At 64.0% G+C, this 26,671-nt stretch carries 23 protein-coding genes; 12 read left to right on the forward strand and 11 right to left on the reverse strand.

Features of this window, described 5'->3' with window-relative positions:
- Positions 1-129: 129 nt before the first annotated feature.
- The 8 genes from betA (at position 130) to BLV18_RS19360 (ending at position 11,974) form a co-directional block, all read left to right on the forward strand.
- Positions 130-1,833, forward strand: a complete 1,704-nt coding sequence (betA, locus tag BLV18_RS19325; protein ID WP_090361004.1) for a choline dehydrogenase — start codon at positions 130-132, stop codon at positions 1,831-1,833.
- Positions 1,834-2,007: 174 nt separating this feature from the next.
- Positions 2,008-3,450, forward strand: a complete 1,443-nt coding sequence (locus BLV18_RS19330) for a TldD/PmbA family protein (protein ID WP_090361007.1) — start codon at positions 2,008-2,010, stop codon at positions 3,448-3,450.
- Positions 3,447-4,775 (forward strand): TldD/PmbA family protein, encoded by a 1,329-nt coding sequence (locus BLV18_RS19335; RefSeq protein WP_090361010.1) that lies wholly within the window; start codon positions 3,447-3,449, stop codon positions 4,773-4,775. Before BLV18_RS19330 ends, BLV18_RS19335 begins: the two co-directional genes overlap by 4 nt.
- 92 nt (positions 4,776-4,867) lie before the next feature.
- The gene (gene mdtD, locus BLV18_RS19340) at positions 4,868-6,334 is read left to right on the forward strand and encodes a multidrug transporter subunit MdtD (RefSeq protein WP_139211034.1); all 1,467 of its coding nucleotides are present in this window, start codon (positions 4,868-4,870) and stop codon (positions 6,332-6,334) included.
- Positions 6,335-6,449: 115 nt separating this feature from the next.
- Entirely contained in the window at positions 6,450-7,787 is a 1,338-nt protein-coding gene (dbpA, locus tag BLV18_RS19345) for an ATP-dependent RNA helicase DbpA (protein ID WP_236690533.1), read from the forward strand.
- A 108-nt stretch (positions 7,788-7,895) separates the two neighbouring features.
- Entirely contained in the window at positions 7,896-9,074 is a 1,179-nt protein-coding gene (locus tag BLV18_RS19350; RefSeq protein WP_090361013.1) for a BaiN/RdsA family NAD(P)/FAD-dependent oxidoreductase, read from the forward strand.
- 195 nt (positions 9,075-9,269) lie between these two features.
- Positions 9,270-11,459, forward strand: coding sequence for a YccS family putative transporter (gene yccS / locus BLV18_RS19355; RefSeq protein ID WP_090361016.1), 2,190 nt, complete (start codon positions 9,270-9,272; stop codon positions 11,457-11,459).
- 44 nt (positions 11,460-11,503) lie between these two features.
- Positions 11,504-11,974, forward strand: coding sequence for a GNAT family N-acetyltransferase (locus BLV18_RS19360; protein WP_090361019.1), 471 nt, complete (start codon positions 11,504-11,506; stop codon positions 11,972-11,974).
- On the opposite strand, the gene BLV18_RS19365 is transcribed toward BLV18_RS19360, so the two are convergent.
- The 10 genes from BLV18_RS19365 to tkt form a co-directional block, all read right to left on the reverse strand.
- The gene (locus tag BLV18_RS19365; protein ID WP_049861413.1) at positions 11,965-12,261 is read right to left on the reverse strand and encodes a winged helix-turn-helix domain-containing protein; all 297 of its coding nucleotides are present in this window, start codon (positions 12,259-12,261) and stop codon (positions 11,965-11,967) included. The two genes, BLV18_RS19360 and BLV18_RS19365, sit on opposite strands and share 10 nt — an antisense overlap.
- 11 nt (positions 12,262-12,272) lie before the next feature.
- Entirely contained in the window at positions 12,273-12,773 is a 501-nt protein-coding gene (locus tag BLV18_RS19370) for a M48 family metallopeptidase (RefSeq protein ID WP_090361022.1), read from the reverse strand.
- A 56-nt stretch (positions 12,774-12,829) separates the two neighbouring features.
- On the reverse strand, positions 12,830-14,959 hold the full coding sequence (locus BLV18_RS19375) for a putative bifunctional diguanylate cyclase/phosphodiesterase (RefSeq protein ID WP_090361025.1): 2,130 nt from the start codon (positions 14,957-14,959) through the stop codon (positions 12,830-12,832).
- A 226-nt stretch (positions 14,960-15,185) separates the two neighbouring features.
- A complete protein-coding gene (gene fba / locus BLV18_RS19380; RefSeq protein ID WP_049861417.1) occupies positions 15,186-16,250 on the reverse strand; it encodes a class II fructose-bisphosphate aldolase in 1,065 nt (354 codons plus the stop codon).
- A 103-nt stretch (positions 16,251-16,353) separates the two neighbouring features.
- The gene (locus tag BLV18_RS19385; RefSeq protein ID WP_090361028.1) at positions 16,354-16,680 is read right to left on the reverse strand and encodes an MliC family protein; all 327 of its coding nucleotides are present in this window, start codon (positions 16,678-16,680) and stop codon (positions 16,354-16,356) included.
- A 47-nt stretch (positions 16,681-16,727) separates the two neighbouring features.
- Entirely contained in the window at positions 16,728-16,940 is a 213-nt protein-coding gene (locus tag BLV18_RS19390) for a hypothetical protein (protein WP_090361031.1), read from the reverse strand.
- Positions 16,941-17,019: 79 nt separating this feature from the next.
- Positions 17,020-17,241: a hypothetical protein gene (locus tag BLV18_RS19395; RefSeq protein WP_090361034.1), complete on the reverse strand. Its 222-nt coding sequence runs from the start codon at positions 17,239-17,241 to the stop codon at positions 17,020-17,022.
- A gap of 27 nt (positions 17,242-17,268) precedes the next feature.
- Positions 17,269-18,432 carry a phosphoglycerate kinase gene (locus tag BLV18_RS19400; protein ID WP_090361041.1) on the reverse strand — a complete coding sequence of 388 codons (1,164 nt, stop codon included), beginning with the start codon at positions 18,430-18,432 and terminating at the stop codon, positions 17,269-17,271.
- Between the two features lie 14 nt (positions 18,433-18,446).
- Positions 18,447-19,502, reverse strand: a complete 1,056-nt coding sequence (gene epd, locus BLV18_RS19405; RefSeq protein WP_090361044.1) for an erythrose-4-phosphate dehydrogenase — start codon at positions 19,500-19,502, stop codon at positions 18,447-18,449.
- A 128-nt stretch (positions 19,503-19,630) separates the two neighbouring features.
- Positions 19,631-21,628, reverse strand: coding sequence for a transketolase (tkt, locus tag BLV18_RS19410; protein WP_049861423.1), 1,998 nt, complete (start codon positions 21,626-21,628; stop codon positions 19,631-19,633).
- Positions 21,629-21,820: 192 nt separating this feature from the next.
- Here tkt and BLV18_RS19415 point away from each other — a divergent pair, with 192 nt between their 5' ends.
- From BLV18_RS19415 to BLV18_RS19425, 3 genes are all read left to right on the forward strand, one after another.
- Positions 21,821-22,822 carry an ArsR/SmtB family transcription factor gene (locus BLV18_RS19415; RefSeq protein WP_090361047.1) on the forward strand — a complete coding sequence of 334 codons (1,002 nt, stop codon included), beginning with the start codon at positions 21,821-21,823 and terminating at the stop codon, positions 22,820-22,822.
- Positions 22,823-22,834: 12 nt separating this feature from the next.
- Positions 22,835-24,028: a methionine adenosyltransferase gene (metK, locus tag BLV18_RS19420; RefSeq protein ID WP_049861425.1), complete on the forward strand. Its 1,194-nt coding sequence runs from the start codon at positions 22,835-22,837 to the stop codon at positions 24,026-24,028.
- A 252-nt stretch (positions 24,029-24,280) separates the two neighbouring features.
- The gene (locus tag BLV18_RS19425; RefSeq protein WP_090361050.1) at positions 24,281-24,688 is read left to right on the forward strand and encodes a DUF1090 domain-containing protein; all 408 of its coding nucleotides are present in this window, start codon (positions 24,281-24,283) and stop codon (positions 24,686-24,688) included.
- A gap of 57 nt (positions 24,689-24,745) precedes the next feature.
- On the opposite strand, the gene BLV18_RS19430 is transcribed toward BLV18_RS19425, so the two are convergent.
- Entirely contained in the window at positions 24,746-25,132 is a 387-nt protein-coding gene (locus BLV18_RS19430) for an MAPEG family protein (RefSeq protein WP_090361053.1), read from the reverse strand.
- A 269-nt stretch (positions 25,133-25,401) separates the two neighbouring features.
- Between BLV18_RS19430 and BLV18_RS19435 the strand changes: the two genes are divergently transcribed.
- Complete coding sequence (locus BLV18_RS19435; protein ID WP_090361056.1) at positions 25,402-26,568, forward strand: MFS transporter; 1,167 nt, start codon at positions 25,402-25,404, stop codon at positions 26,566-26,568.
- The last annotated feature ends 103 nt before the right edge of the window (positions 26,569-26,671 follow it).

Genomic DNA, 26,671 nt, shown 5'->3' on the forward strand with positions numbered 1-26,671 from the left:
CTTCGCGGGCAGAGCCCGCTCCCACAAGGATCAGCTGTGTCGGGCTTTTTTGTGGGAGCGGGCTCTGCCCGCGAATAGGCCAGACCTGACACCCTGCCCACCTTGCCATTTTTCAAAGAGGGAACCTACATGTCCCAGGAATTCGACTACATCATCATTGGCGCCGGTTCGGCCGGTAACACCCTGGCTACGCGCCTGACCGAAGATCCAGGCGTCACCGTCCTGCTGCTCGAAGCCGGCGGCCCGGACTATCGCCTGGACTTCCGTACCCAGATGCCCGCCGCCCTCGCCTTCCCCCTGCAAGGCCGCCGCTACAACTGGGCCTACGAGACCGAGCCCGAGCCGCACATGAACAACCGGCGCATGGAGTGCGGCCGCGGCAAGGGCCTGGGTGGCTCTTCGCTGATCAACGGCATGTGCTACATCCGCGGCAACGCCATGGACTACGACGGCTGGGCCAAGCTGCCCGGCCTTGAAGACTGGAGCTACCTGGACTGCCTGCCGTATTTCCGCAAGGCCGAAACCCGTGACATCGGCCCCAACAATTACCACGGTGGCGAAGGTCCGGTCAGCGTCACCACGCCCAAGCCCGGCAACAACCCACTGTTCGCCGCCATGGTCGAAGCTGGCGTGCAGGCAGGCTTTCCGCGCACCGACGACCTCAATGGCTACCAGCAGGAAGGCTTCGGCCCCATGGACCGCACCGTGACGCCCAAAGGCCGCCGCGCCAGCACCGCACGTGGCTATCTGGACCAGGCCAAGCAACGCGACACCCTGACCATCGTCACCCACGCCTTGACCGACAAGATCGTCTTCGAAGGCAAGCGCGCGGTCGGCGTCAGCTACCTGGTCGGTGACAGCGACGAGCGCATCCAGGCCCGTGCCCGCAAGGAAGTCCTGCTGTGCGGCGGTGCGATCGCCTCGCCACAGATTCTCCAGCGCTCCGGTGTGGGCCCTGCCGAAGTGCTGCAGCCGCTGGGCATCGACGTCGTGCACGACCTGCCAGGCGTCGGCCAGAACCTGCAGGACCACCTGGAAATGTACCTGCAATACAGCTGCACCCAGCCGGTCTCGCTGTACCCGTCGCTGAAGTGGTGGAACCAGCCGCAGATCGGCGCCGAATGGATGTTCCTGGGCACCGGTATCGGCGCCAGCAATCAGTTCGAGGCCGGTGGTTTCATCCGTTCGCGCCCTGAGTTCGAATGGCCGAACATCCAGTACCACTTCCTGCCGGTGGCGATCAATTACAACGGCACCAAGGGTGTTCAGGAGCATGGTTTCCAGGCCCACGTCGGCTCCATGCGCTCGCCGAGCCGCGGCCGGGTCAACGTCAAGTCGAAGAATCCGCGCGACTACCCGAGCATCCTGTTCAACTACATGGCCAGCGAGCAGGATTGGCAGGAATTCCGCGACGGCATCCGCCTGACCCGCGAAATCATGCAGCAACCCGCGCTGGACCAGTACCGCGGCCGCGAAATCAGCCCCGGCATCGAGGTGCAGACGGACGAGCAGTTGGATCAGTTCATCCGCGAGCACGCCGAAACCGCCTATCACCCGTCGTGCTCGTGCAAGATGGGCACCGATGAGATGGCCGTGGTCGATGGTCAGGGCCGCGTGCATGGCCTGCAAGGCCTGCGTGTGGTCGACGCCTCGATCATGCCGATCATCACCACCGGCAACCTGAACGCGCCGACCATCATGATCGCCGAGAAGATCGCCGACCGCATTCGTGGCCGCAAGCCCGAAGCACGCTCGACCGCGGCCTACTACGTGGCAGGCGATGCGCCGGTGCGTGGCAAGCCGATGCGCGAAGTGGGTGCGCCTCACAGCTGATATGGATTTGCCCCATGGCGGCGGTGGGGCCTAAGCTGTGGGCCTGCTCAACTCGGCTCGGCATGCCGGCCCCTTCGCGGCTGCTAGCCGCTCCTACGTGGGATCGCGTTTCCTCTGTAGGAGCGGCTAGCCGCCGCGAAGGGGCCGAAACTGCCCCACCACAGAGGCCTTTGAATGTTCGATTCCACCGCGCTGTTGCAACAACGCTTCGCCGCGCTGCGCACTCGCGCCGAATTCTTCTCCCTGCGCCATGTGCGCCAATCCAGCCAACACCTGGCGGTGCGCAAGAACATCGCCGAGCCGCCCAGCCTGAGCAGCGACGAAGGCGTGATGATCACCGTGCGCGTCAACGGCGTGGAAGCCTATGCCGCGACGGGCAACCTGTCCCAAACCGGTCTGCAACAGGCCCTTGAGCATGCCGAGAGCCAGGCCCGCGGCATCTCCGCTCATGCCCTGCTCGACCTGCGCGAGCAGCCCGTGGCCGATGCCCGTTTCGACTACCTCTCGCCTGACCTGCAGCAACCCTTTCCCAACCTCGCCGACTGCTACCAATTGCTCGCCGACGAGTCCGCACGCGTGCCGGGCGATCCGCGGCTGGTCAGCTGGTATGCCGGCCTGGGCATCACCGATGTCGAACAGATCTACCTCAACAACGCCGGCGCGCAGATTCGCCAGGCGCAGCGCTTCGTCTTCCCCGGCCTGAGCGTGACGGCCTTCGATGGCAGTGACAGCCAGACCCGCAGCCTGGGCCGCGACAACTTCGGCCAGCAAGGCGGTGTCGACGTGATCGAGCGCTGCGGCATTGTCGGCGCCGGCCGCCAGGTCGCCGACCAGGCCCTTCAGTTGCTGTTGGCGCCCAATGCCCCGCAAGGCCCGCGTGACCTGCTGCTGACACCCGACCAGATGATGCTGCAGATCCACGAATCCATCGGTCACCCCCTGGAGCTGGACCGTATTCTGGGCGACGAGCGCAACTACGCAGGCACCAGCTTCGTCAAGGTCGAGGACTTCGGCCACCTGCGCTATGGCTCGCCGTTGCTCAACGTGACCTTCGACCCCGATATCCCGCACGAACTGGCCAGCTACGCGCACGACGACGATGGCACTCCAGCCAGCAAGCAGTGGCTGATTCGCGATGGCGTGCTCGTGCGCCCACTGGGCGGCGCCATGTCGCAATACCGCAGCGGCATGGACGGCGTCGCCAACAGCCGTGCCAGCAGCTGGAACCGGGCCCCGATCGATCGCATGGCCAATCTGAACATCGAGCCGGGCGAGCACAGCCAGGCGCAGCTGATCGCCGGCATCGAGCACGGCATCCTGATGTCCACCAACCGCTCCTGGTCGATCGATGACGCACGCAACAAATTCCAGTTCGGCTGCGAGTGGGGCCAACTGATCGAGAACGGCGAACTCAAGGGCGTGGTCAAGAACCCCAACTATCGGGGTATCTCCGCCAGCTTCTGGAAAAACCTGCGGGCGGTCGGCGACGCCAGCACCCTGCAGGTGCTGGGTACGCCCAACTGCGGCAAGGGTGAACCCAACCAGGTGATCCGTGTGGGGCATGCATCGCCCAGCTGCGTGTTCAGCCAGATCGACGTGTTCGGAGGTGACGCATGAGCCATCACGCCGAGCATTTCCAGGCACTGGTGCATGGGTTGCAACACACCGTCGCCCCGAGCCAGCGCTTCACCCTGAGCTACAACGCCGAAGCCTCGGATTTCATCCGCTTCAACCATGCCAAGGTGCGCCAGGCGGGACAGGTGGCCCAGGCCACGGTGTCGCTGAAGCTGATCGAAAACGGCCGCCAGGCCGAGTTGCAGCTGACCTTGTCCGAGGATCTGGAGGTGGACCGACAGCGTCTGACCCAGGCCGTGCACCAGCTGAGCCAGACGCTGCCGCTGCTGCAACCGGACCCTTACCTGCAACTCAACACCTCGCAGTGGCAGACGCACCATGTCGACGACACACCATTGCCCGATGCGGCTGAAGTCGTCGAGCAGATCGGCGCGGCAGCCCGTGGTCTGGACCTGGTCGGTATCTATGCCGCGGGCACGATCTGCCGGGGTTTTGCCAGCAGCGACGGGGCCACTGGCTGGCATCAGGCCAACAGCTTCAATTTCGATTTCAGCCTGTTCCATGCCAATGGCGAAGCGGTCAAGGCCAACTACGCCGGCCAGCAGTGGCAGGCACAAGCCTTCGCCAACCGCCTGGCCCAGGCCCGCGAGCAACTGGACCACCTGAGCCGTCCGCTCAAGGTGCTGCCACCGGGCGCCTATCGCGCCTACCTGGCACCGGCTGCGCTGGATGAAATCATCGGTATGCTGGGCTGGGGCGGTTTCTCGGCGCAGGCCATTGCCAGCAAAAACAGCCCGTTGCAACGACTGTATGCAGGCGAGGCCCGGTTGAGCGCACAGGTGAGCTTCGAGGAGCGCGTCAGCGGTTCGTTGACCCCGGCGTTTTCCCAGGAAGGCTATCCGCGCAAGGACCTTTCGCTGGTCAGCCACGGGCTCGCCGCCGAGCGCCTGGTGGACTCGCGCAGCGCGGCCGAGTACGGCTTGCAGGGCAACGGCGCGGACAACTCGGAGATGCCGGGCGCGCTGCAGATGGCAGCGGGCGATCTGCCCCTGGCCGACGTGCTGCAACGCCTCGGAACCGGGCTGTACATCAGCAACCTGTGGTACCTGAACTACTCCGACATGCCAGCGGCGCGCATGACCGGGCTGACCCGCTTTGCCACTTTCTGGGTGGAGGACGGTCACATCGTTGCACCGGTCAATACCATGCGTTTCGACGACAGCGTCTACAGTGTCCTGGGTGACCAGCTGGAAGCCTTGACGACCGAGCGCGAGCTGATTCTCTCGACCAGCACCTACGGCGAGCGCCAGACCCATTCCAGTTTGCTCCCCGGCGCGTTGGTGAAGCGGTTGCTGTTGACGCTGTAGGAACCGTCTCTGGTCGCGAAAACCACACCGCGGTGGATCAGGCTCACCGCAGTGCATGTTTCGCGGCCGCTGACCGCTCCTGCCGGCTGGCCATGAACATTCATCATCAACCTCAAACAACAAGAGGCCCCATGTCCACGCGCCCAACACTGGATCCCGTTACCGCTCGCTGGCTGCCCTGGGTCATCGCCATCGCCTTCTTCATGCAGGCCCTGGACGGCACTATCCTCAACACCGCGCTGCCGGCCATGGCCAGCGACCTGGCGGAAAACCCGTTGCGCATGCAGTCGGTGATCATCGCCTACATGCTGACGGTCGCGCTGCTGATTCCGGCATCCGGGTGGATTTCCGACCGCTTCGGCACGCGCAAGGTGTTCTTCAGCGCCATCATGCTGTTCAGCATCGGCTCGCTGTTGTGCGCGCTGTCCCAAAGCCTGGCGATGCTGGTGGTGGCCCGGGTGATCCAAGGCCTGGGCGGTGCCCTGATGCTCCCGGTGGGGCGGCTGGTGGTGCTGCGCGCCTACCCGCGTTCGGAGCTGGTGCGCATCCTCAGCTTCATCACCGTGCCAGCGCTGCTCGGCCCCCTGCTCGGGCCGACCCTGGGCGGCTGGATGGTGGAATGGTTGAGCTGGCACTGGATCTTCCTCATCAACCTGCCGGTGGGCGCACTGGGTTGCTGGGCGGTCTGGAACCTGGTGCCCGACCTGCGCGGTGCCGAACGCACGCGCTTCGACGGTATCGGCTTCCTGCTGTTCGGTGCCGCCATGGTGCTCATCACCATCGCCATGGAAGGCCTGGGCGAGCTGCACCTGCCGCACTTGCGGGTGATGCTGCTGCTGTTCGTCGGCATGGCTTGCCTGGCCGCCTACTGGCTGCGTGCAGGCAAGATCGACAACCCGCTGTTCTCGCCGAAACTGTTCCACACGCGCACTTTCGCCATCGGCATTCTGGGCAACCTGTTCGCGCGCCTGGGCAGCGGCGCCCTGCCCTTCATGGTGCCCTTGCTGCTGCAAGTGGCGCTGGGGCACTCGCCCTCCGAAGCCGGCATGAGCATGATCCCGCTGGCGGCGGCGGCCATGGTGGCCAAATCGTTTTCCCGGCCAATCATCGAGCGCTTCGGCTATCGCATCGTGCTCACCGGCAACACCTTGCTGCTGGGCCTCTTGCTGGCCAGCCTCGGCCTGGTGTCGGAAACCACCCCCTACTGGCTGCTGCTGACCCAGCTGGGCCTGCTCGGCGCGGTGAACTCGTTGCAGTTCGCGGCGATGAACACCGTGACCCTGATCGACCTGGATGACGAAAGCGCCAGCAGCGGCAACGGTCTGCTCTCCGTGGTGGCGCAGCTTTCCCTGGGCTTGGGCGTGGCCTGCGCCGGTGCTCTGCTGGGCGGTTTCACCGCGTCGTTGGGCAACGAGGGCGTGGACACGGTGCTGGGCGCCTTCCAGGCGACCTTCCTGACCATCGGCCTGATGGCAATGCTGGCCGCCGGGATCTTCGTGCAGCTGTCCGACAGCGATGGACGGCGCGCACCTCGTCAGGAACCTCCGGTTGAACACTAAGGAGGCTTAGGGCGAAAGGTCACGGGGCTGATACACTGCGCGACATTTTGTTTTGCAGGCCCGTCCCGTGACCACCATTGCCACTGCTTTCAACACGCTGCCCCTGTCCGCCGCCATGCTGGCCAACCTGGAATCCCTCGGGTATGCCCAGATGACGCCGATCCAGGCGCAGAGCCTGCCGGTGATTCTCAAGGGCATGGACCTGATCGCCCAGGCCAAGACCGGCAGCGGCAAGACGGCCGCGTTCGGCATCGGCCTGCTGAACCCGATCAATCCGCGCTATTTCGGCTGCCAGGCGCTGATCATGTGCCCCACCCGCGAGCTGGCTGACCAAGTGGCCAAGGAGATCCGCCGCCTGGCGCGCGCCGAAGACAACATCAAGGTGCTGACCCTGTGCGGCGGCGTCTCGTTCGGCCCGCAGATCGCTTCGCTGGAGCACGGCGCGCACATCATCGTCGGCACCCCGGGACGCATCCAGCAACACTTGCGCAAGGGGTCGCTGGTGCTCGACGGGCTCAACACCCTGGTGCTCGACGAAGCCGATCGCATGCTCGACATGGGCTTCTACGACGCTATCGCCGACATCATCGAGCAGACCCCGGAGCGGCGCCAGACTCTGCTGTTCTCGGCCACCTACCCGGTCGGGATCAAGCAGCTGTCGTCCAAGTTCATGCGCGATCCGCAGCAGGTGAAAGCCGAGGCCCTGCACGCCGACAGTCAGATCGAGCAGCGTTTCTACGAGATTTCGCCGGATGACCGCATGGCCGCCGTGGTGCGTGCCCTGGGTCACTTCCGCCCGCAGTCGTGCGTGGCGTTCTGCTACACCAAGCAGCAGTGCCAGGAAGTGGTCGATCACCTGACCAGCAAAGGCATCAGCGCCGTGGCGCTGCATGGCGACCTGGAGCAGCGTGACCGTGATCAGGTCCTGGCGATGTTCGCCAACCGCAGTACGTCGGTGCTGGTGGCGACCGACGTGGCTGCCCGTGGCCTGGACATCGATGCCCTGGACATGGTGATCAACGTCGAACTGGCGCGCGATTCGGAAATTCACATCCACCGTGTGGGCCGTACCGGTCGCGCCGGGGAGAAAGGTTTGGCGATCAGCTTCGTCGCTCCGGCCGAGGCGCACCGTGCGCAGGCCATCGAGCAGTTGCAGAAATCGCCACTGGCCTGGGCCGAGCTCGACAGCCTGACGTCCAAGGGCGGCGAGCCGCTGCTGCCACCGATGAGCACCCTGTGCATCGGCGCCGGACGCAAGGACAAGGTGCGTCCGGGCGACATCCTCGGCGCACTGACCGGCGATGCGGGCATTCCCGGCACCCAGGTCGGCAAGATCGCCATTTTCGATTTCCAGGCCTACGTGGCCGTGGAACGCGGGATCGCCAAGCAGGCGCTGCAGCGTCTGAACAGCGGCAAGATCAAGGGCCGTTCGCTGCGCGTGCGGATTCTCTGACTGCAGGTCAGGCCCTTTCGCGGGCAGAGCCCCCCGCTATCGTGTGGGAGCGGGCTCTGCCCGCGAAGAGGCCATCCCTGACACCCCACGAAGCAAGAGGACCCAGCAGTGCGCTCTACCCCCGTCATCATCATCGGCGCCGGCGCTGCCGGTCTTATGTGTGCCCTGAGCGCCGCACAGCGAGGCCGTGAAGTGCTGCTGATCGACCACGCCAACAAACCGGGCAAGAAGATCCTCATGTCCGGCGGCGGTCGCTGCAACTTCACCAACATGTACACCGAACCTGCCAACTTCCTCTCGCAGAACCCGCATTTCTGCAAGTCGGCCCTGGCCCGCTACACCCAATGGGATTTCATCGCCCTGGTGGCCAAGCACGGCGTGCCCTATCACGAGAAGAAACTGGGTCAACTGTTCTGCGACAACAAGTCCAGCGACATCCTGGGCCTGCTCCTGGCCGAGTGTGAAAGCGCAGGGGTCGAGCTGCGCATGGACACCTCGGTGCAGGCCATCGAGAAAACCGCCGAAGGCTATCGCTTGCAGACTTCAATGGGGCCGTTGGCGTGCCAGTCCTTGGTGGTGGCCACCGGTGGCCTGTCGATTCCGACCCTGGGTGCCACCGGTTTCGGCTACCAGATCGCTCGCCAGTTCGGCCACAGCGTCCTGCCCACCCGCGCCGGCCTGGTGCCGTTCACCATCACCGACCAGCTCAAGGAGATCTGCGCCGAGCTGTCCGGGACCTCGGTGGATTGCCTGGTGAGCTGCAACGATCAGGCGTTTCGCGAGAACCTGCTGTTCACCCATCGCGGCCTGAGCGGCCCGGCGATCTTGCAGATTTCCTCCTTCTGGCAGCCTGGCGACAGCGTCGAGATCAACCTGCTGCCCGATCACGATGCACTGGCCTGGTTGCAGCAACAGCAGGCCGAACGACCCAATTCGGAGCTCAAGACCCTGCTGGGTGAAGTCTTCACCAAGAAAATGGCTAACCTGCTGGCCGAGCACTGGTTCGTGTCCAAGCCGATGAAGCAGTACACCCCGGCCGAGCTGCAGGCGGTGGCGAACGCGTTGGGCGCCTGGCAACTGGTGCCCGCCGGCACCGAAGGCTATCGCACTGCCGAGGTGACCCTGGGCGGGGTCGACACCCGCGAGGTATCGTCCAAGACGATGGAATCGTTGAAGAGCCCGGGCCTGTATTTCATCGGCGAAGTGCTCGACGTCAGCGGGCACCTGGGCGGGTTCAATTTCCAGTGGGCCTGGGCCTCAGGCTACGCAGCCGCGCAGTACGTGTAGCCCAGCACGAGGTGTCGGACGAATCGCGGTACAGGTGGGAGCGGGGCTCTGCCCGCGAAGAACACAGCGCGGTGTCTCAGGTAAATCGCAATGCAGTCAAAACCGCCCCACCTCCACGCAGTACCCGTCCACCGCCGACAATGATAAATTGGCGCCGTTCATCAGCTCCCTTGCCTACAGGTCGATCCCCTCTTCATGGCATCCAGGTCGTTCCGCCAATCCATGCGCCGCTTGTGGGCGCTGGACAAGTTCAGCTACAGCGTCCGGGTGTTCATCGCCCTGTCCGGCAGCATGGCGCTGTGCTGGTATGAAAACGAGATGCGCCTGCTGGTCCCGCTGTTCCTGGGCATCATCGCCTGCGCCCTGGCCGAAACCGACGACAACTGGCAAGGCCGCATCCGCGCCCTCGCGGCCACGCTGACCTGCTTCACCGTCGCTGCCTTCTCCGTCGAGCTGCTGTTCCCCTACCCCTATGTGTTCGTCACGGCCCTGGCCGTGGCCAGCTTCGCCCTGACCATGCTCGGCGCGCTGGGCGAACGCTACGGAGCGATCGCCTACGCCACGCTGATCCTCTCGGTCTACACCATGATCGGCGTCGACCAGCGCGGTGGCGAGGTCAGCAACCTGTGGCGCGAGCCGTTGCTGCTGGTCGCCGGTGCCGCCTGGTATGGCCTGTTGTCGGTGCTGTGGCAGGTGCTGTTTTCCAACCAGCCGGTGCAACAGGCCCTGGCGCGGCTGTTCAGCGAACTGGGGCAGTACCTCAAGCTCAAGGCAAGCCTGTTCGAACCGATTCGCCAACTGGATGTGGAGGCCCGCCGCCTGGAGCTGGCCAAGCAGAACGGTCGAGTCGTGGCGGCGCTCAATGCTGCCAAGGAAATCATCCTGCACCGGGTCGGCAACGGCCGCCCCGGCTCCAAGGTCAGCCGCTACCTGAAGCTGTATTTCCTCGCCCAGGACATTCACGAACGCGCCAGCTCTTCGCACTACCCGTACAACGCCCTGGCCGAGGCGTTCTTCCACAGCGACGTCCTGTTCCGCTGCCAGCGCCTGCTGCGCCAGCAAGGTGTCGCCTGCCAGCGCTTGGGCGAGTCGATCCAGTTGCGTCAGCCGTTCATCTACGACGACAGCTTCGCCGAAGCACTGAGCGACCTGCACGCCTCGCTCGAACACCTGCGCATCCAGAGCAACCCCGCCTGGCGCGGTCTGCTGCGATCGCTGCGCGCGCTGGCCGCCAACCTCGGCACCCTCGACCGACTGCTCAGCGACGCCGGCAACCCCGACCGTCTCGCCGACGCCCGCGACAGCAGCCTGCTGGACCGCTCGCCGCATACCCTCAAGGACTTCTGGGGCCGCATTCGGCAGAACCTCACGCCCACCTCGCTGCTGTTCCGCCACGCCCTGCGCCTGCCTCTGGCGCTGGTGATCTGCTATGCCATGGTCCATCTGATCCACCCCAGCCAAGGCTACTGGATCATGCTGACCACCCTGTTCGTGTGCCAGCCCAGCTACGGCGCCACCCGACGCAAGCTGGGCCAGCGCATCATCGGCACCGCCATCGGCCTGACCGTGGGCTGGGCGTTGTTCGATCTGTTCCCCAGCCCCATCGTGCAATCGCTGTTCGCCATCGGCGCCGGGCTGGTGTTCTTCGTCAACCGCACCACGCGCTACACCTTGGCCACGGCAGCCATCACGCTGATGGTGCTGTTCTGCTTCAACCAGACCGGCGACGGCTACGGCCTCTTTCTGCCGCGCCTGTTCGACACCCTGCTCGGCAGCCTGATCGCCGGCCTTGCAGTGTTCCTGTTCCTGCCCGACTGGCAGGGCCGCAAACTGAACAAGGTGCTGGCCAACACCCTGACCTGCAACAGCATCTACCTGCGCCAGATCATGCAGCAATACGCCAACGGCAAGAGCGACGACCTCGCCTACCGCCTGGCCCGGCGCAACGCGCACAACGCCGACGCCGCGCTCTCCACCACCCTGGCCAACATGCTCATGGAGCCGGGGCACTTCCGCAAGGAAGCCGACGTCGGCTTCCGCTTCCTGGTGCTGTCGCACACCCTGCTCAGCTACCTGTCCGGACTGGGCGCGCACCGTGGCACCGAGTTGCCAGCCGAGGCGCGTGAGCAACTGATCGGCGAGGCCGGCGAAAGCCTGGCGCGCAGCATCGATGAAATAGCCACCGGCCTGGCCACGCGTGAACCGGTGCAGGTGCAAAGCGACAGCGAGGAAGCGCTGGCCGACACGCTGGAGCAGATGCCCGACGAGGTCGACGAAGGCCAGCGCCTGGTGCAGACCCAACTGGCGCTGATCTGTCGTCAATTGGGGCCGTTGCGCACCCTGGCCGCGCATCTGATCAAAGGGCCGACCGCAGTCGTCACCTGATGGCGCTGCGGCTTGCCGGAATCGAAACACCGAACGAGGTAAACATGGCCATTGAATGGACGTGCATGCACCACCGCGAGCTGGATATCCACCAGCTATACGAAATCCTGCGCCTGCGCAGCGAGGTCTTCGTGGTCGAGCAGCAATGCCCCTATCAGGACGTCGACGGGCAGGATCTGCACGCCGACACCTGCCATCTGCTGGGCCGGGACAACGGCCAACTGGTGGCCTACCTGCGCCTGCTGGACCCTTCGACCCAGGGCGGCGACGTGGTGATCGGCCGGGTGATCACCGCCGCATCGGCTCGCGGCACCGGACTGGGCCACGCGCTGCTGACCCACGCACTGGAGCAGGCCGCCCAACGCTGGCCGCAGGTGCCGATCCAGCTATCGGCCCAGGCCCACCTGCAGGGCTATTACGGCCGCTACGGTTTCATCGCCCAGGGCCAGGAATACCTGGAGGACAACATCCCGCACATCGCCATGCGGCGCGAGGTCGGGGCCGCTCAGGGGTAGCCGAGCACCTGGCGGATCTGGCCCAGGTTCTGGCCGATCCATTCGCGATCGATCGCACCCCACTGCCTGATCACATAGCGACCGATGTGGTTGCGCTCGCCGTCCTGCTGCTCGAACTCGCAGGCAATGTCCAGATCGGCGAGGGCCGCAATGGTGTCCTGAGCGGTACGCCGAGGCATGCCGGTCGCCTCGATGAGGGCCGGCACGGTGGCCGCCTGGCCACTGTCGATCAGCCACGCCACGTAGAGCCGGCGGTAGAAACTGCTGCGGGTCTTGCTGACTTGCATGGGAGTATCCTTCACGTCGCAGGGGGCAGATCACGGTAGGTCAGGTAGACGCGCAGGTCGAATTCCAACTGGTGATAACCGGGCAGCATGTGCTCGCACAGTTGGTAGAACGCCTTGTTGTGGTCACTCTCGCGAAAGTGCGCCAGCTCGTGCACCACGATCATTTCGAGAAACTGCGGCGCCGCGTCCTTGAACAATGAAGCGATGCGGATTTCCTTCTTGGCCTTGAGCTTGCCGCCCTGCACCCGCGACACCGCCGTGTGCAGGCCCAGCGCGCGGTGCGTGAGGTCCAGCCGGTTGTCGAACAGCACCTTGTCGATGGCCGGTGCGTTGCGCAAGTGCGCCTGCTTCAAGGCCACGGCATAGTTGTACAGCGCCTTGTCGCTCTGCACGGCGTGACGATCGGGGTAACGCTGGCCGAGATAGTCCGCCAGCTGCCCGCGCTCGATCAGTTGCCGTACCTGCTCCTGCAGTGCGGGTGGGTAGGCTTGCAGGTACTTCAGCGCGATCATGGTGCCCGTTTCGACTTGAGAAAGGCGCCCAGTGTAACGCCTGCCCGGTGCCGGCGTCACACCGCCGCCGGCTGCACGCCCGCGCTGACCAATGGAAAATCGCTGGCGGCCTGCGCGGTCAACGGCCGGGCAATGACAAAGCCCTGGATCCACTCGCAGCCAGCAGCGCGCAGCCACCGACACTGCTCGGCGGTCTCCACCCCTTCGGCGATCACCGTGATGTCGAAAGCGTTGCAGGCCTGGATCACGCTGCGTGCGAACACACCATCAGGGTGAGAGTCAGGCAACTTGGCAATCAGGTGACGGTCCAGCTTGAGCGTGTCGATGGGCAGATCGCGCAGCAGCTTCAGCGAACACGGGCCGGTGCCGAAATCGTCCAGGGCGATGCGCACGCCCAGGTTGCGCAGCTGGTGCAGCTGTGCGGTGGCCTGGGCCAGGTTGTGCATCAGGGAAGACTCCACCACTTCCACTTCGAGCTGCTGCGGGCGCAACCCGTGCAAGGCGATGGCGCGCTGCAGCTCGGAGACCAGATTGGGCATGGCGAACTGGGCGTTGCTGAGGCTGATGCTGAGTACCAGCTCGTCGGGAAAGAGGTTGAACCAGGCGCGACGCTGGGCGGCGCCCTCGGTGTAGATCCAGCTCGACAGGCGGCTGATCAACCGCGCTTGTTCGAGCAGGGGAATGAACAGCCCCGGCTGCACGTCGCCGACACTGGGATGGCACCAGCGCAACAGCGCTTCGAAACCGCGCAGACGACCGTCGAGCAGCGACACCTGCGGCTGGTAGACCAGGCTGAAATCGCGGTTCTCGATGGCTTCGCCGACACTGGTTTCCAGCAGCAGACGCGATCGCGCCCGACCGTTCAAATCCTGGTCGTAGTAACGGTATTGCTGACGGCCCGCCTGCTTTGCGGCATACATGGCAATGTCGGCGGCGCGCAGCAGGCTGTCCAGGTTGGCGCCGCACTCGGGATAGGTGGCGATGCCGATGCTCACGCCCAGATTGATGTCCACCCCGTCCACGGTCTGTTCCATGGCGATGCGTTCCATGAGTTTTTCCGCCACCTTGGCGGCCTGCTCGGGGTAGTCGAGGTTGTCCAGCAGCGCGGTGAATTCGTCACCGCCCAGGCGGGCCACCACATCGAAGGGGCGCAGCACGGCCTTGATCTGTTCGGCCACCCAGCGCAAGGCCCGGTCGCCCGCGTCATGGCCATGACGGTCGTTGATCCGCTTGAAACCGTCCATGTCCAGATACAGCAAGGCCTGGGCCTTTTCCGCGCGCTCGTTGCGCACCAGGGCGCTCTCCACTGCCTGATAGAAGCCACGGCGGTTGAGCAGCCCGGTCAACGGGTCTGTGACGGCCTGGTATTCGAGTTGCTGGTGCAGGCTGCGCACCACCGACATGTCCAGGATCGTCACCACCATCGCACGCTGCTCGCCGGGCAACGGCGCGCATGACAAGGCCACCGGCAGTTGCTGGCCATTGGCCGTGCGCATCAGCCCATCGTGAACGCGGTACGTCGTGCGCGTGCTGTAGGCGCGATAGAAGTCGGACTCGAACCACACGGGGATCTGCGGCTTGTGCAGATGGTTGGCCAAGGCACCACCCTGCAGTTGCTCGACACTGGCACCGAGCAGGCGCGAGATGGCCGGGTTGGCAAAGGTGATCAGGCCCTGTTCATTGACCACGAGAATGCCTTCCCCGGCGTTTTCGAGCACCGATGCGTTGAAGGCGCGTGCCGCTTCCAGGTCCCGGCTCAGGCGCTGCAGGTCGCGTCGGTTGCGCTGCTGCTCGAGCAGGGCCTGGACCTTGGGCCGCAGAATCTGCGGATCGAACGGCTTGAACAGATAGTCCACCGCGCCCGTGGCATAGCCCTTGAGCACGGCAGCCTGCGACTGCTCGTTGGCGGTCAGGAAGATGATCGGAGTCAGGCGCGTACGCTGGCTGCCGCGCATCAGGCGCGCCACTTCGAAACCGTCCATGCCGGGCATCTGCACGTCCAGCAGAACCAGATCGACCTCATGCTCCAGGAGCTTGCCCAACGCTTCCACACCGGAAGCGGCAGTGATCACCTGCCAGTCCTGGCGCTCGAGCAGAGCTCTCATGCTCAGCAGGTTTTCCGGGTAATCATCGACCACCAACAACGTAGAACCGCCGTCCGTGGACGGATAAAGGGCGCATTCCATGCTACTACTCGTTCAGACGGGGCTTGATCCGGAGGCATCCGGAAAATTCATGCATCACTTTAGACGGGCCCCGCACAAAGCTGTAGGACAATTTCCAGGTGTTTGCGGCATGGACCGATATCGGCCGATGGACGGCGCGTTTGGTGCAGGGACCGTGGAGCTTGCGAAACACCCGGCCAAAACGAAAGAACCCGCCAATAGGCGGGTTCTCTGGTCGCGATGACGCTTAGTTGACCTTGGCGTTCAACTCGCCGCTGGCGTAGCGCTGGAACATGCCTTCCAGGGAGATCGGCTTGATCTTCGAGGCGTTGCCCGCGGTGCCGAACGCTTCGTAGCGCGCGATGCACACGTCACGCATGGCTTTCACGGTTTCGGCGAAATACTTGCGTGGGTCGAACTCGGCCGGGTTCTGCGCCATGAAGCGGCGAATCGCACCGGTGGAGGCCAGGCGCAGGTCGGTATCGATATTGACCTTGCGCACGCCGTACTTGATGCCCTCGACGATTTCCTCGACCGGCACGCCGTAGGTTTCCTTGATGGCGCCACCGTACTCGTTGATGATCGCCAGCCATTCCTGCGGTACCGAGGAGGAGCCGTGCATCACCAAGTGAGTATTGGGGATCCGCGCATGGATTGCCTTGATGCGGTCGATGGCCAGGATGTCGCCAGTAGGCGGCTTGGTGAACTTGTAGGCGCCGTGGCTGGTGCCGATGGCGATGGCCAGGGCGTCGACCTGGGTCTTGGCGACGAAATCAGCCGCTTCTTCCGGGTCGGTCAGCATCTGGCTGTGATCCAGGATGCCCTCGGCACCCACGCCGTCTTCTTCACCGGCCTGGCCGGTTTCCAGCGAACCCAGGCAGCCCAGCTCGCCTTCTACCGACACGCCGCAGGCGTGGGCGAAGGAAACGGTCTGCGAGGTCACGCGCACGTTGTAGTCGTAATCGGTCGGGGTTTTGCCGTCGGTGCCCAGCGAGCCGTCCATCATCACCGAGCTGAAGCCCAGTTGAATCGAACGCTGGCAGATGTCCGGGCTGGTGCCGTGGTCCTGGTGCATGCACACCGGGATGTGCGGGAATTCCTCGATCGCCGCGAGGATCAGGTGGCGCAGGAACGGGGCACCGGCGTATTTGCGGGCGCCGGCCGACGCCTGGACGATGACGGGGGAGTCGGTCTTGTCGGCCGCTTCCATGATGGCGCGCATTTGCTCGAGGTTGTTGACGTTGAAAGCTGGTACGCCGTAGCCGAATTCGGCGGCGTGATCCAGCATCTGCCGCATGCTGATAAGTGCCATTATTATGTGTCTCCCGGTTCAGGGTCGTTGATCGTTGCAGCTCACCGCAGGCGGCCGCTATTGAAGTAATGCCTATCATCGGGCAGGCCCTGGGGCCCAGCCGTCACGGAGCCTTGCAACCCCGGCCAATCAAATCGTCGGTAGCGACCCAGTACACCAGGCCTTCGTCACCTTTCTTGTGGAACGCCAGCACACCATCGCTGAACAATTCACCCTCGGCACCGGCCTGAGGGGTCAACGCATACTCCTTGTCGCTGCCCGCCAGGCGCACTTGCATCGCGCTCTTGTCGGCGGCGCTGTAGCGCCATTGCACATCGACTTGGCTGTCACATTGCCAGCGTGTCCAATTAGGAGACACCGGCATCTGTTTGTCCATATAGGCGCAGCCGGACAGCAGCGCCAAGACCATTATCGCCATACCGCCTTTCATTCATATACCTCGAAGCGCGGGGCACTGCTGCCCCATGCAGCACTGGCTCAGGCCCCACAATCCTGCGCCGTGTTCTGAGTACTGGCCGGCGCGCCCGTGGAGTTGGTCTGCACGCGCTGATCATCTTGTGTGGTCGGCGTGACCACTGCCGCCGGGCTGAACACTTCACAGGCGCTGCCTGCGCCGGAACTCATGCAACCGCTGGATAGCACTGCTGCCAGCAGGGTGACCAAGCCGAGTGTTGCGGAACCGATCTTCATGGTGAACTCCTTGTGCCAAAGGCGGTGATAATCGTGAAACTCACCACAGAAGACCGCTGGCGAGCACTATTGGTTGCCCTCAAGGACAACCGGGTGCCTGCGCCTGCTGTTCCGGCTCGTAGCGCTCCAGCGCCTCGGGCCCCATGCGTTTGCCCACCACCGGGATGCTTTCGGCTTGCCACTGCGACTGCGAACAGCCTCCAGGGGTCGCTGACGGCTCGTCGTCAATCGAGGTTGCCGGCGCACCGGAACAACCGGCCAGCAGGCCGACCAGCAACGCCAGAGTGGCAGCCTTGAGCATCCGTCTCTCCTCGAAACTCACAGGGCGTCAGGCCTTGGCACGCTGTTCCAGCATTTCCACGGCCGGCAGGACCTTGCCCTCGACGAATTCGAGAAACGCACCGCCACCGGTCGAAATGTAGGAAATGTCTTCAGCGACGCCGTACTTGTCGATGGCCGCCAGGGTGTCACCGCCACCGGCGATGGAAAAGGCTGGGCTCTGCGCGATCGCCTTGGCCAGCACTTGGGTACCGTTGCCGAACTGATCGAACTCGAAGACGCCTACCGGGCCGTTCCACAGGATGGTCTTGGACGATTTGAGCAACTCGGCGAACTGTTCGGCGGTCTGTGGGCCGATGTCGAGGATCATGTCGTCATCGGCCACATCGGCGATGAGCTTGACCGTGGCTTCGGCGCTTTCGGCGAACTCCTTGGCCACCACCACGTCGACCGGCAACGGGACGCTGACCTTGGCAGCGATGGCGCGCGCGGTGTCCAGCAGGTCAGGCTCGTACAGCGACTTGCCGACCTTGTGCCCGGCCGCGGCCAGGAAGGTGTTGGCGATGCCACCGCCGACGATCAACTGATCGCAGATGGCGCTGAGGCTGTTGAGCACGTCCAGCTTGGTCGACACCTTGGAACCGGCGACGATGGCCGCCATCGGCTTGGCCGGGGCACCCAGTGCCTTGCCCAGTGCCTCCAGTTCGGCGGCCAGCAGCGGACCGGCAGCGGCCACCTTGGCGAACTTGGCCACGCCATGGGTGGAGCCCTCGGCGCGATGCGCGGTGCCGAACGCGTCCATCACGAACACGTCGCACAGGTCGGCGTACTTCTGCGCCAGCTCATCGGCGTTCTTTTTTTCGCCCTTGTTGAAGCGCACATTCTCGAACAGCACGACAGAGCCGGGCTCGACCTGAACGCCGCCCAGATAGTCGGCCACCAGCGGCACGTCGCGGCCCAGTGCCTTGCTCAGGTACTCGGCGACCGGCTTGAGGCTGTTCTCGGCCGAGAACTCGCCTTCGGTGGGCCGGCCCAAGTGCGAGCAGACCATTACCGCTGCGCCCTTCTCCAGAGCCAGCTTGATGGTGGGCAACGAGGCGACGATGCGCGCGTCGCTGGTTACCTTGCCATCCTTGACGGGCACGTTGAGGTCTTCGCGAATCAATACGCGCTTACCTTGCAGGTCGAGGTCGGTCATCTTCAACACGGTCATTGCGTTCAGTCCTTTCAAGCTCGTTTGGAATTGTTCATGACGCGCAGGTAGTGCCCCGCGACGTCGAGCATACGATTGGCGAAGCCCCATTCGTTGTCGAACCAGGCCAGCAGGTTCACCAGGCGCGGCCCGGATACACGGGTCTGGCTGGCATCGACGATGGCCGAATGGGGGTCGTGGTTGAAATCACAACTGGCGTGCGGCAGCTCAGTGTAGGCCAGCAGACCTTGCAGCGGGCCGCTGCCTGCGGCTTCACGCAGGATCCGGTTGACCTCGACGGCACAGGTGTCGCGCGCCATCTGCAGGGTAATGTCCAGGCATGACACGTTGACGGTCGGCACGCGCACAGCTTTGGCCTGGATCCGGCCGGCAAGTTCCGGCAACAGGCGTTCGATACCGCGGGCCAGGCCGGTGGAAACCGGAATGACCGACTGGAAGGCCGAGCGCGTGCGGCGCAGGTCTTCGTGGTGATAGGCATCGATCACCGGCTGGTCGTTCATGGCCGAGTGAATGGTGGTGATGGACACGTATTCCAGGCCAATGGCCTGATCCAGCAGGCGCAGCAGCGGCACGCCGCAGTTGGTGGTGCAGGACGCGTTGGACACCAGCTTTTCGTGCCCGGTGAGGCAGTCCTGGTTGATGCCGAACACGATGGTGGCATCGACATCGGCCTCGCTGGCCATGGGCTGGGAAAACAGCACGGCCGGTGCGCCGGCAGCCAGAAAACGCTGGCCGTCGGCGCGGGTGTTGTAGGCCCCGGAGCATTCGAGCACCAGGTCGATGTCCAGCGCAGCCCAGTCGATCGCCTCGGGCGTGGCGCTGCGGATGACCCGTATGGGGCGCCCGTTGATCAACAGATGGTCGGCTTCGACCGTGACTTCACCGGGAAAACGTCCGTGGGTCGAGTCGAAGCGCGTGAGGTATTCGAGACTGGCCATGTCGGCCAGGTCGTTTATCGCCACTACCTCGAAGTCAGCCTGCGCGCCGCGCTCGCACAACGCACGCAGCACGCAACGGCCAATCCGGCCGTAACCGTTGAGGGCGACTCTGTAGGGGCGTTTCTGAGACATGGAGAGTTACGCCTGAAGTCATTCAGATCATGTGGGAGCGGGTTCTACCCGCGAAGAGGACACTGCGGCAGCACATGACTGCGTGTTGTGTTCTTCGCGGGTAGAACCCGCTCCCACAGGGGTGTGGATCAGTCTTCGAGCAATTCTTCGGCGGTGGCCAGGATGTTCTCCAGGGTGAAGCCGAACTCTTCGAACAGCGCCGGTGCCGGTGCCGACTCGCCAAAGCTGGTCATGCCGATCACCCGACCTTCAAGGCCCACGTACTTGTACCAGTAGTCGGCGTGCGCTGCCTCGATGGCGATGCGCGCGCTGACCTGCAGCGGCAGCACCGATTGCTTGTAGCCGGCGTCCTGCGCGTCGAACACGCTGGTGCACGGCATCGACACGACGCGCACATTGCGGCCCTGTTCGGTCAGCTTGTCGAAGGCTTTGACGGCCAGGCCCACTTCGGAACCGGTGGCGATCAGAATCAGCTCAGGCTCGCCAGCGCAATCCTTGAGCACGTAACCGCCACGAGTGATGTCGGCCAACTGGGCCTGATCGCGTGCCTGGTGATCGAGGTTCTGACGCGAGAAGATCAGCGCCGACGGACCGTCGTTGCGCTCCAGGGCGAATTTCCATGCTACCGCCGACTCGACCGCATCGGCAGGACGCCAGGTGTCGAGGTTCGGGGTGCAGCGCAGGCTCGCCAGCTGTTCGATCGGCTGGTGGGTCGGACCATCTTCGCCCAGACCGATGGAGTCGTGGGTGAACACGTAGATCACGCGCTTCTTCATCAGCGCCGACATGCGTACCGCGTTACGGGCGTATTCCATGAAGATCAGGAAGGTCGCGCCGTATGGCACGAAGCCGCCGTGCAGGGCGATCCCGTTCATGATCGCGCTCATGCCGAATTCGCGTACGCCATAATAGATGTAGTTGCCAGCGGCGTCATCCGCTTCGACACCCTTGCAGCCTTTCCACAGGGTCAGGTTGGAACCGGCCAGGTCGGCCGAGCCGCCGAGGATCTCCGGCAGCAACGGACCGAAGGCATTCAAAGCGTTCTGGCTGGCCTTGCGGCTGGCGATGGTCTCGCCCTTGGCAGCCACTTCGGCGATGTAGGCGCTGGCCTTTTCGGAGAAGTCGGCAGGCAGCTCGCCACTCATGCGGCGCACGAATTCGTTGGCCAATTCAGGGTAGGCAGCAGAGTAGGCGGCGAAGCGCTGATTCCACTCGGCTTCCAGGGCCACGCCGGCTTCCTTGGCGTCCCATTCCTTGTAGATGTCGGCCGGGATTTCGAACGGGCCGTGGTTCCACTTCAATGCTGCGCGGGTCAGGGCGATTTCCTCGGCACCCAGTGGCGCGCCGTGGCAGTCTTCCTTGCCCTGCTTGTTCGGCGAGCCGAAACCGATGGTGGTCTTGCAGCAGATCAGCGTCGGCTGCTCGCTCTTGCGGGCGGTTTCGATGGCGGTCTTGATTTCGTCCGCATCGTGGCCGTCGACGTTGCGAATCACCTGCCAGCCGTAGGCTTCGAAGCGTTTCGGCGTGTCGTCGGTGAACCAGCCTTCGACTTCGCCGTCGATGGAAATGCCGTTGTCATCGTAGAAGGCGATCAGCTTGCCCAGGCCCAGGGTACCGGCCAGCGCGCTCACCTCGTGGGAGATGCCTTCCATCATGCAGCCGTCGCCCAGGAACACGTAGGTGTTGTGGTCGACGATCTTGTGGCCGTCGCGGTTGAACTGCGCTGCCAGCACTTTCTCCGCGAGCGCAAAGCCCACCGCGTTGGCCAGGCCCTGGCCCAGAGGACCGGTGGTGGTCTCGACGCCTGGGGTGTAGCCGTACTCGGGGTGACCCGGCGTGCGGCTGTGCAGCTGGCGGAAGTTCTTCAGGTCTTCGATGCCCAGGTCATAGCCGGTGAGGTGCAGCAGCGAATAGACCAGCATCGAGCCATGACCGTTGGACATGACGAAACGGTCGCGGTTGGCGAACGCCGGGTTGGCCGGGTTGTGCTTGAGGAAGTCACGCCACAGTACTTCGGCGATATCCGCCATACCCATGGGGGCACCTGGGTGACCGCTGTTGGCTTTTTGCACGGCATCCATGCTCAGTGCACGAATGGCATTGGCGCGCTCACGACGGCTGGGCATCGCTTATCTCCTGGGGTCTGTGTAGGCAGGGATACAACAAAGGAGGGCATTTTCCCCCACCGGCAGGGGGTTGGGCAATCGGACATTTACCCTGAGCGGCAATTGCCGGCCAATGAACCTGCCGAAGCAATATCAAAACTTTTTGATATTGGTCTTGCGACGCCGCCCGTCGCTCTCTAGACTGCCAAGCCTATGAACCTTCGTGCCCCTGCGTTCGACCATCAGGCAAGTGACGATCTGGCTGCCCTGTGCAAAGCCGGTGGCGACCCCCTGCGCCTGAACGTGCTACGCGCGCTGGCCAGCGATTCGTTCGGCGTGCTGGAACTGGCGCAGATCTTCGCGGTGGGCCAGTCGGGGATGAGTCATCACCTCAAGGTGCTCGCGCAGGCCGACCTGGTGGCCACGCGACGCGAAGGCAACGCGATTTTCTATCGTCGCGCCCTGCCCAACGGTCGTGTGCTGGGCGGACGCCTGCACAGCGCCCTGCTCGAGGAAGTCGACGGGCTGAGCCTGCCGGCCGAGGCCCAGGCGCGCATGGCCGTGGTGCAGCGCCAGCGCGCGGCGGCCAGCGAAGACTTTTTCTCGCGCATGGAAGAGAAGTTCCGCGCTCAGCAGGACCTTATCGCTGGCCTGCCGCAGTACCGCGAAAGCCTGCTGGCCCTGCTCGACAAACTGAGCTTCGCCCACCAGGCCAGCGCTCTGGAAGTGGGTCCGGGCGATGGCGGCTTCCTGCCCGAACTGGCCCGACGCTTTGCCCAGGTCACGGCGCAGGACAACAGCCCGGCGATGCTCGAACTGGCCCGCCAGGTCTGCCTGCGCGAGCAGTTGAGCAACGTGCGCCTGGAACTGGCCGATGCCTTGGCCCCCACCAGCCTGCGCGCCGACTGCGTGGTGCTGAACATGGTCCTGCACCATTTCAGCGACCCGGCTCAGGCGCTTGGCCATCTGGCGCAGCGGGTGCAGCCAGGCGGCAGTCTTTTGGTAACAGAATTGTGCAGCCACAATCAGAGTTGGGCCAAAGAGGCCTGCGGTGATCTCTGGTTGGGGTTCGAACAGGAAGATCTGGCCCGTTGGGCCATCGCTGCGGGGCTCGTTCCCGGAGAGAGCCTCTACGTGGGCTTACGTAATGGTTTCCAGATTCAGGTCCGCCATTTCTCGCGGCCGGCTGGCGACACTCACCATCGGTCAATTTAGGAAACCGTCGAGATGAGCGAATACTCCCTTTTCACCTCCGAGTCCGTCTCCGAAGGACACCCGGACAAGATCGCCGACCAGATTTCCGACGCGGTGCTGGACGCCATCATCACCCAGGACAAGTTCGCCCGCGTGGCCTGCGAAACCCTGGTCAAGACCGGCGTGGCGATCATCGCCGGCGAAGTCAGCACGTCGGCCTGGGTCGACCTGGAAGACATCGTGCGCAAGGTCATCGTCGACATCGGCTACAACAGCTCCGATGTCGGCTTCGACGGTGCCACCTGTGCGGTCATGAACATCATCGGCAAGCAGTCGGTGGACATCGCCCAGGGCGTGGACCGCAGCAAGCCGGAAGACCAGGGCGCTGGCGACCAGGGCCTGATGTTCGGTTATGCCAGCAACGAAACCGACGTGCTGATGCCTGCACCTATCTGCTTCTCGCACCGTCTGGTCGAGCGCCAGGCCGAAGCGCGCAAGTCCGGCCTGCTGCCGTGGCTGCGCCCCGATGCCAAGTCCCAGGTCACCTGCCAGTACGAAGGCGGCAAGGTCGTGGGTATCGACGCCGTGGTGCTGTCGACCCAGCACAACCCGGACGTGTCCTACGCCGACCTGCGCGAAGGCGTCATGGAGCTGATCGTCAAGCACGTGCTGCCGGCCGAACTGCTGCACAAGGACACCCAGTTCCACATCAACCCGACCGGCAACTTCATCATCGGTGGCCCGGTGGGTGACTGCGGACTGACCGGACGCAAGATCATCGTCGACAGCTACGGCGGCATGGCTCGCCACGGCGGCGGCGCCTTCTCCGGCAAGGACCCGTCCAAGGTCGACCGCTCGGCCGCCTACGCTGGTCGCTATGTGGCCAAGAACATCGTCGCCGCCGGTCTGGCCGAGCGTTGCGAGATCCAGGTGTCCTACGCCATCGGCGTAGCCCAGCCCACGTCGATCTCGATCAACACCTTCGGCACCGGCAAGATCAGCGACGAGCAGATCGTCAAGCTGGTGCGCGCGCACTTCGACCTGCGTCCGTATGCCATCACCACCATGCTCGACCTGCTGCACCCGATGTATCAGGCCACCGCTGCCTATGGCCACTTCGGTCGTGCACCGGTGGAAATGACCGTCGGCGACGACACCTTCACCGCGTTCACCTGGGAGCGCACCGACCGTGCCGCCGCCCTGCGCGATGCCGCCGGCCTGAAATAAGCGCCTTGCAGCACCCCGTAAAAAGCCCCGGCCGGGTGACTGGCCGGGGCTTTTTTTCGTGTCGGCGCCAACGTTCCGGAACTGGCCAGGACGCGATCGCTTTGACCTGGCGGGCAAAAGGTCCTTCAATAGGTGGATCTCGTCGCCGGCGACTGCACCCTCTCGATCTATCCAGCCGTGAATAAGACGCGTCCTACAGACAGCCACTTCAATTCATCGTCAACTATTCAGAATCATCTTCTCGGAGTCACCATGAACACGTTTTCCTCGCTGTGCGCCGTACTGGTCGCCGGTGTGCTGGCCGGCCAGGCGATCGCAGCGCCCGCCGCTCCCGCCTCGGCCCCTGCAGCCACCGGCTGCGCCGCCAAGCAGCAGCATGTACAGGCGCAGATCGACATCGCCGAGGCCAACGGCAATCAGAACCAGGTCGACGGGCTGAGCACCGCGCTACGGGAGATCCAGAACAACTGCACCGAAAACGGACTGCGCAAGGAGCGTGAGGGCAAGGTGCTCGATGCCAAGCGCGAAGTCAGCAAGCGTCAAAGCGATCTGGACAAGGCCATGAAGAAAGGCGATTCGGAGAAGATCAACAAGCGCAAGGACAAACTTGCCGAAGCCCGCAAGGAGCTGCAAGACGCCATGGATGAGTTGGACAAGTAACGAGCATCCGGCGGCGCGTCATATCGATGACCCGTCGCCACTGCCGCACCCTGTTGGCTACATCGAAACGAAGAAGTAACTGACGATGATCGCAAATCCGGCGAACCATACCAGCGATCGCAACGTCGCCCAGTCGGCCAGATAGCAAATGATGTACAGCAGACGCGAAGTGATGAACACCACCGCCAGTACATCCAGCGTCACCTGCTGCGCATTGCCGACGATATCGGAAATCACCACGGCGGCAATGAAGCCGGGGAGAATCTCGAAACTGTTCAACTGAGCCGCGTGCGCCCGCTTGGGCAGGCCCTCCAACGCATCCAGATACGTGCGCGGATCATGGTTCTGCTTGAGGCCGAACTTGCCGCCCGTGAACTTGGCGATATACGCGCAACCGTAGGGCAATATCAAAGCGATCAAGACACACCAGAAGGCGACGGTCATACAGAGTTCCTTGTGCAAGTAGTCCACAGCGATGTGCCCATGCACGGCCGGTACGGAGTAAGAGGACAGGTGCCGGGAAAGGTTCGCTGGCGCAGAGTTCCATTGCAATTATCAATTTTGCCGACTTAAGTGGCCTCCCTATAATAAGCGTCGCTGTATCGTTACAGCTTTTTGCGCACCCATTCCAATAAATCGTGTTCTCTGCAGCTCATGCGGAGGCTGGCGCATGCCCTCTTCGGGCAACTCACCTCCTACTCGAGAGAATCCGTATGCCACTTGCATTGTTTGCATTGGCCGTCGCCGCATTCGGCATCGGCACCACCGAATTCGTCATCATGGGCCTGTTGACCGATGTGGCCAAGGACCTGTCCGTCAGCATCCCGGACGCTGGCCTGCTCATCACCGGCTACGCGCTGGGCGTGGTGTTCGGCGCGCCGGTGCTGGCGGTGCTCACTGCCAACCTGCCACGCAAGGCTACCCTGCTGGGCATGACCCTGATATTCATCCTCGGCAACGTGCTGTGCGCGATGGCGCCCAACTACGCCACGCTGATGGGTGCACGGGTCATCACGGCCCTGTGCCACGGGGCCTTCTTCGGGATCGGCTCGGTGGTCGCCGCAGGGCTGGTGGCGCCGACCAAGCGAGCCCAGGCCATCGCCCTGATGTTCACCGGACTGACCCTGGCCAACGTGCTGGGTGTACCGCTGGGGACCGCTCTGGGGCAGTTCGCGGGCTGGCGCTCCACGTTCTGGGCGGTTTCGGTCATCGGCGTCATCGCCCTGCTGGCGCAGATCGTCTGGCTGCCCAAGGCCATTCCCATGGAGCGCGGCAACCTGGCGCGCGAGTTCCGCGTGTTGCGCAAACCCAACGTGTTGCTGCCGCTGGCGATGAGCGCGATGGCCTCCTGCAGCCTGTTCAGCGTGTTCACCTACATCGCGCCGATCCTGCAGGACGTTACCGGTGTCAGCGCCCACGGCATCACCGTGATGCTTCTGCTGTTCGGCGTCGGCCTGACCATCGGCAGCATGCTTGGAGGTCGTCTGGCCGACTCACGCCTGTTGCCTTCGTTGCTGGGCATGGCGATCGCGGTGGTGTTGATCCTGGCCCTGTTCACGCAGACCAGCGGCTCGCTGATCCCGGCCGCGATCACCTTGCTGGCCTGGGGCGTGTTCGCCTTCGCGCTGTGCCCGATTCTGCAATTGCTCATCATCGACCAGGCGCACGAGGCGCCGAACCTGGGATCGACGCTGAACCAGAGCGCCTTCAACCTCGGCAACGCAGCAGGCGCCTGGGTCGGCGGCCTGGTCGTGGCCAGTGGTGCGCCGCTGGTGGACCTGCCCTGGACCGGCGCCATCACCGGTCTGGGCACGCTTGCCTTGGCATTGGTGTTCATCTATTGGCAGCGACGGCCGGTGGCGGTCAACGCTGCGGGATAAATGAAGTGTGCCGTGCGGGCATGCGGCAACATCCAACCATAGCAGGGCGCCTGATAGGCGCCCTCTATCGATAGATCTTCACCACCTGAACCAGGGAGCCCGG

Source organism: Pseudomonas coleopterorum, assembly GCF_900105555.1.
In the GTDB taxonomy this organism is placed as follows: Bacteria; Pseudomonadota; Gammaproteobacteria; order Pseudomonadales; family Pseudomonadaceae; genus Aquipseudomonas; species Aquipseudomonas coleopterorum.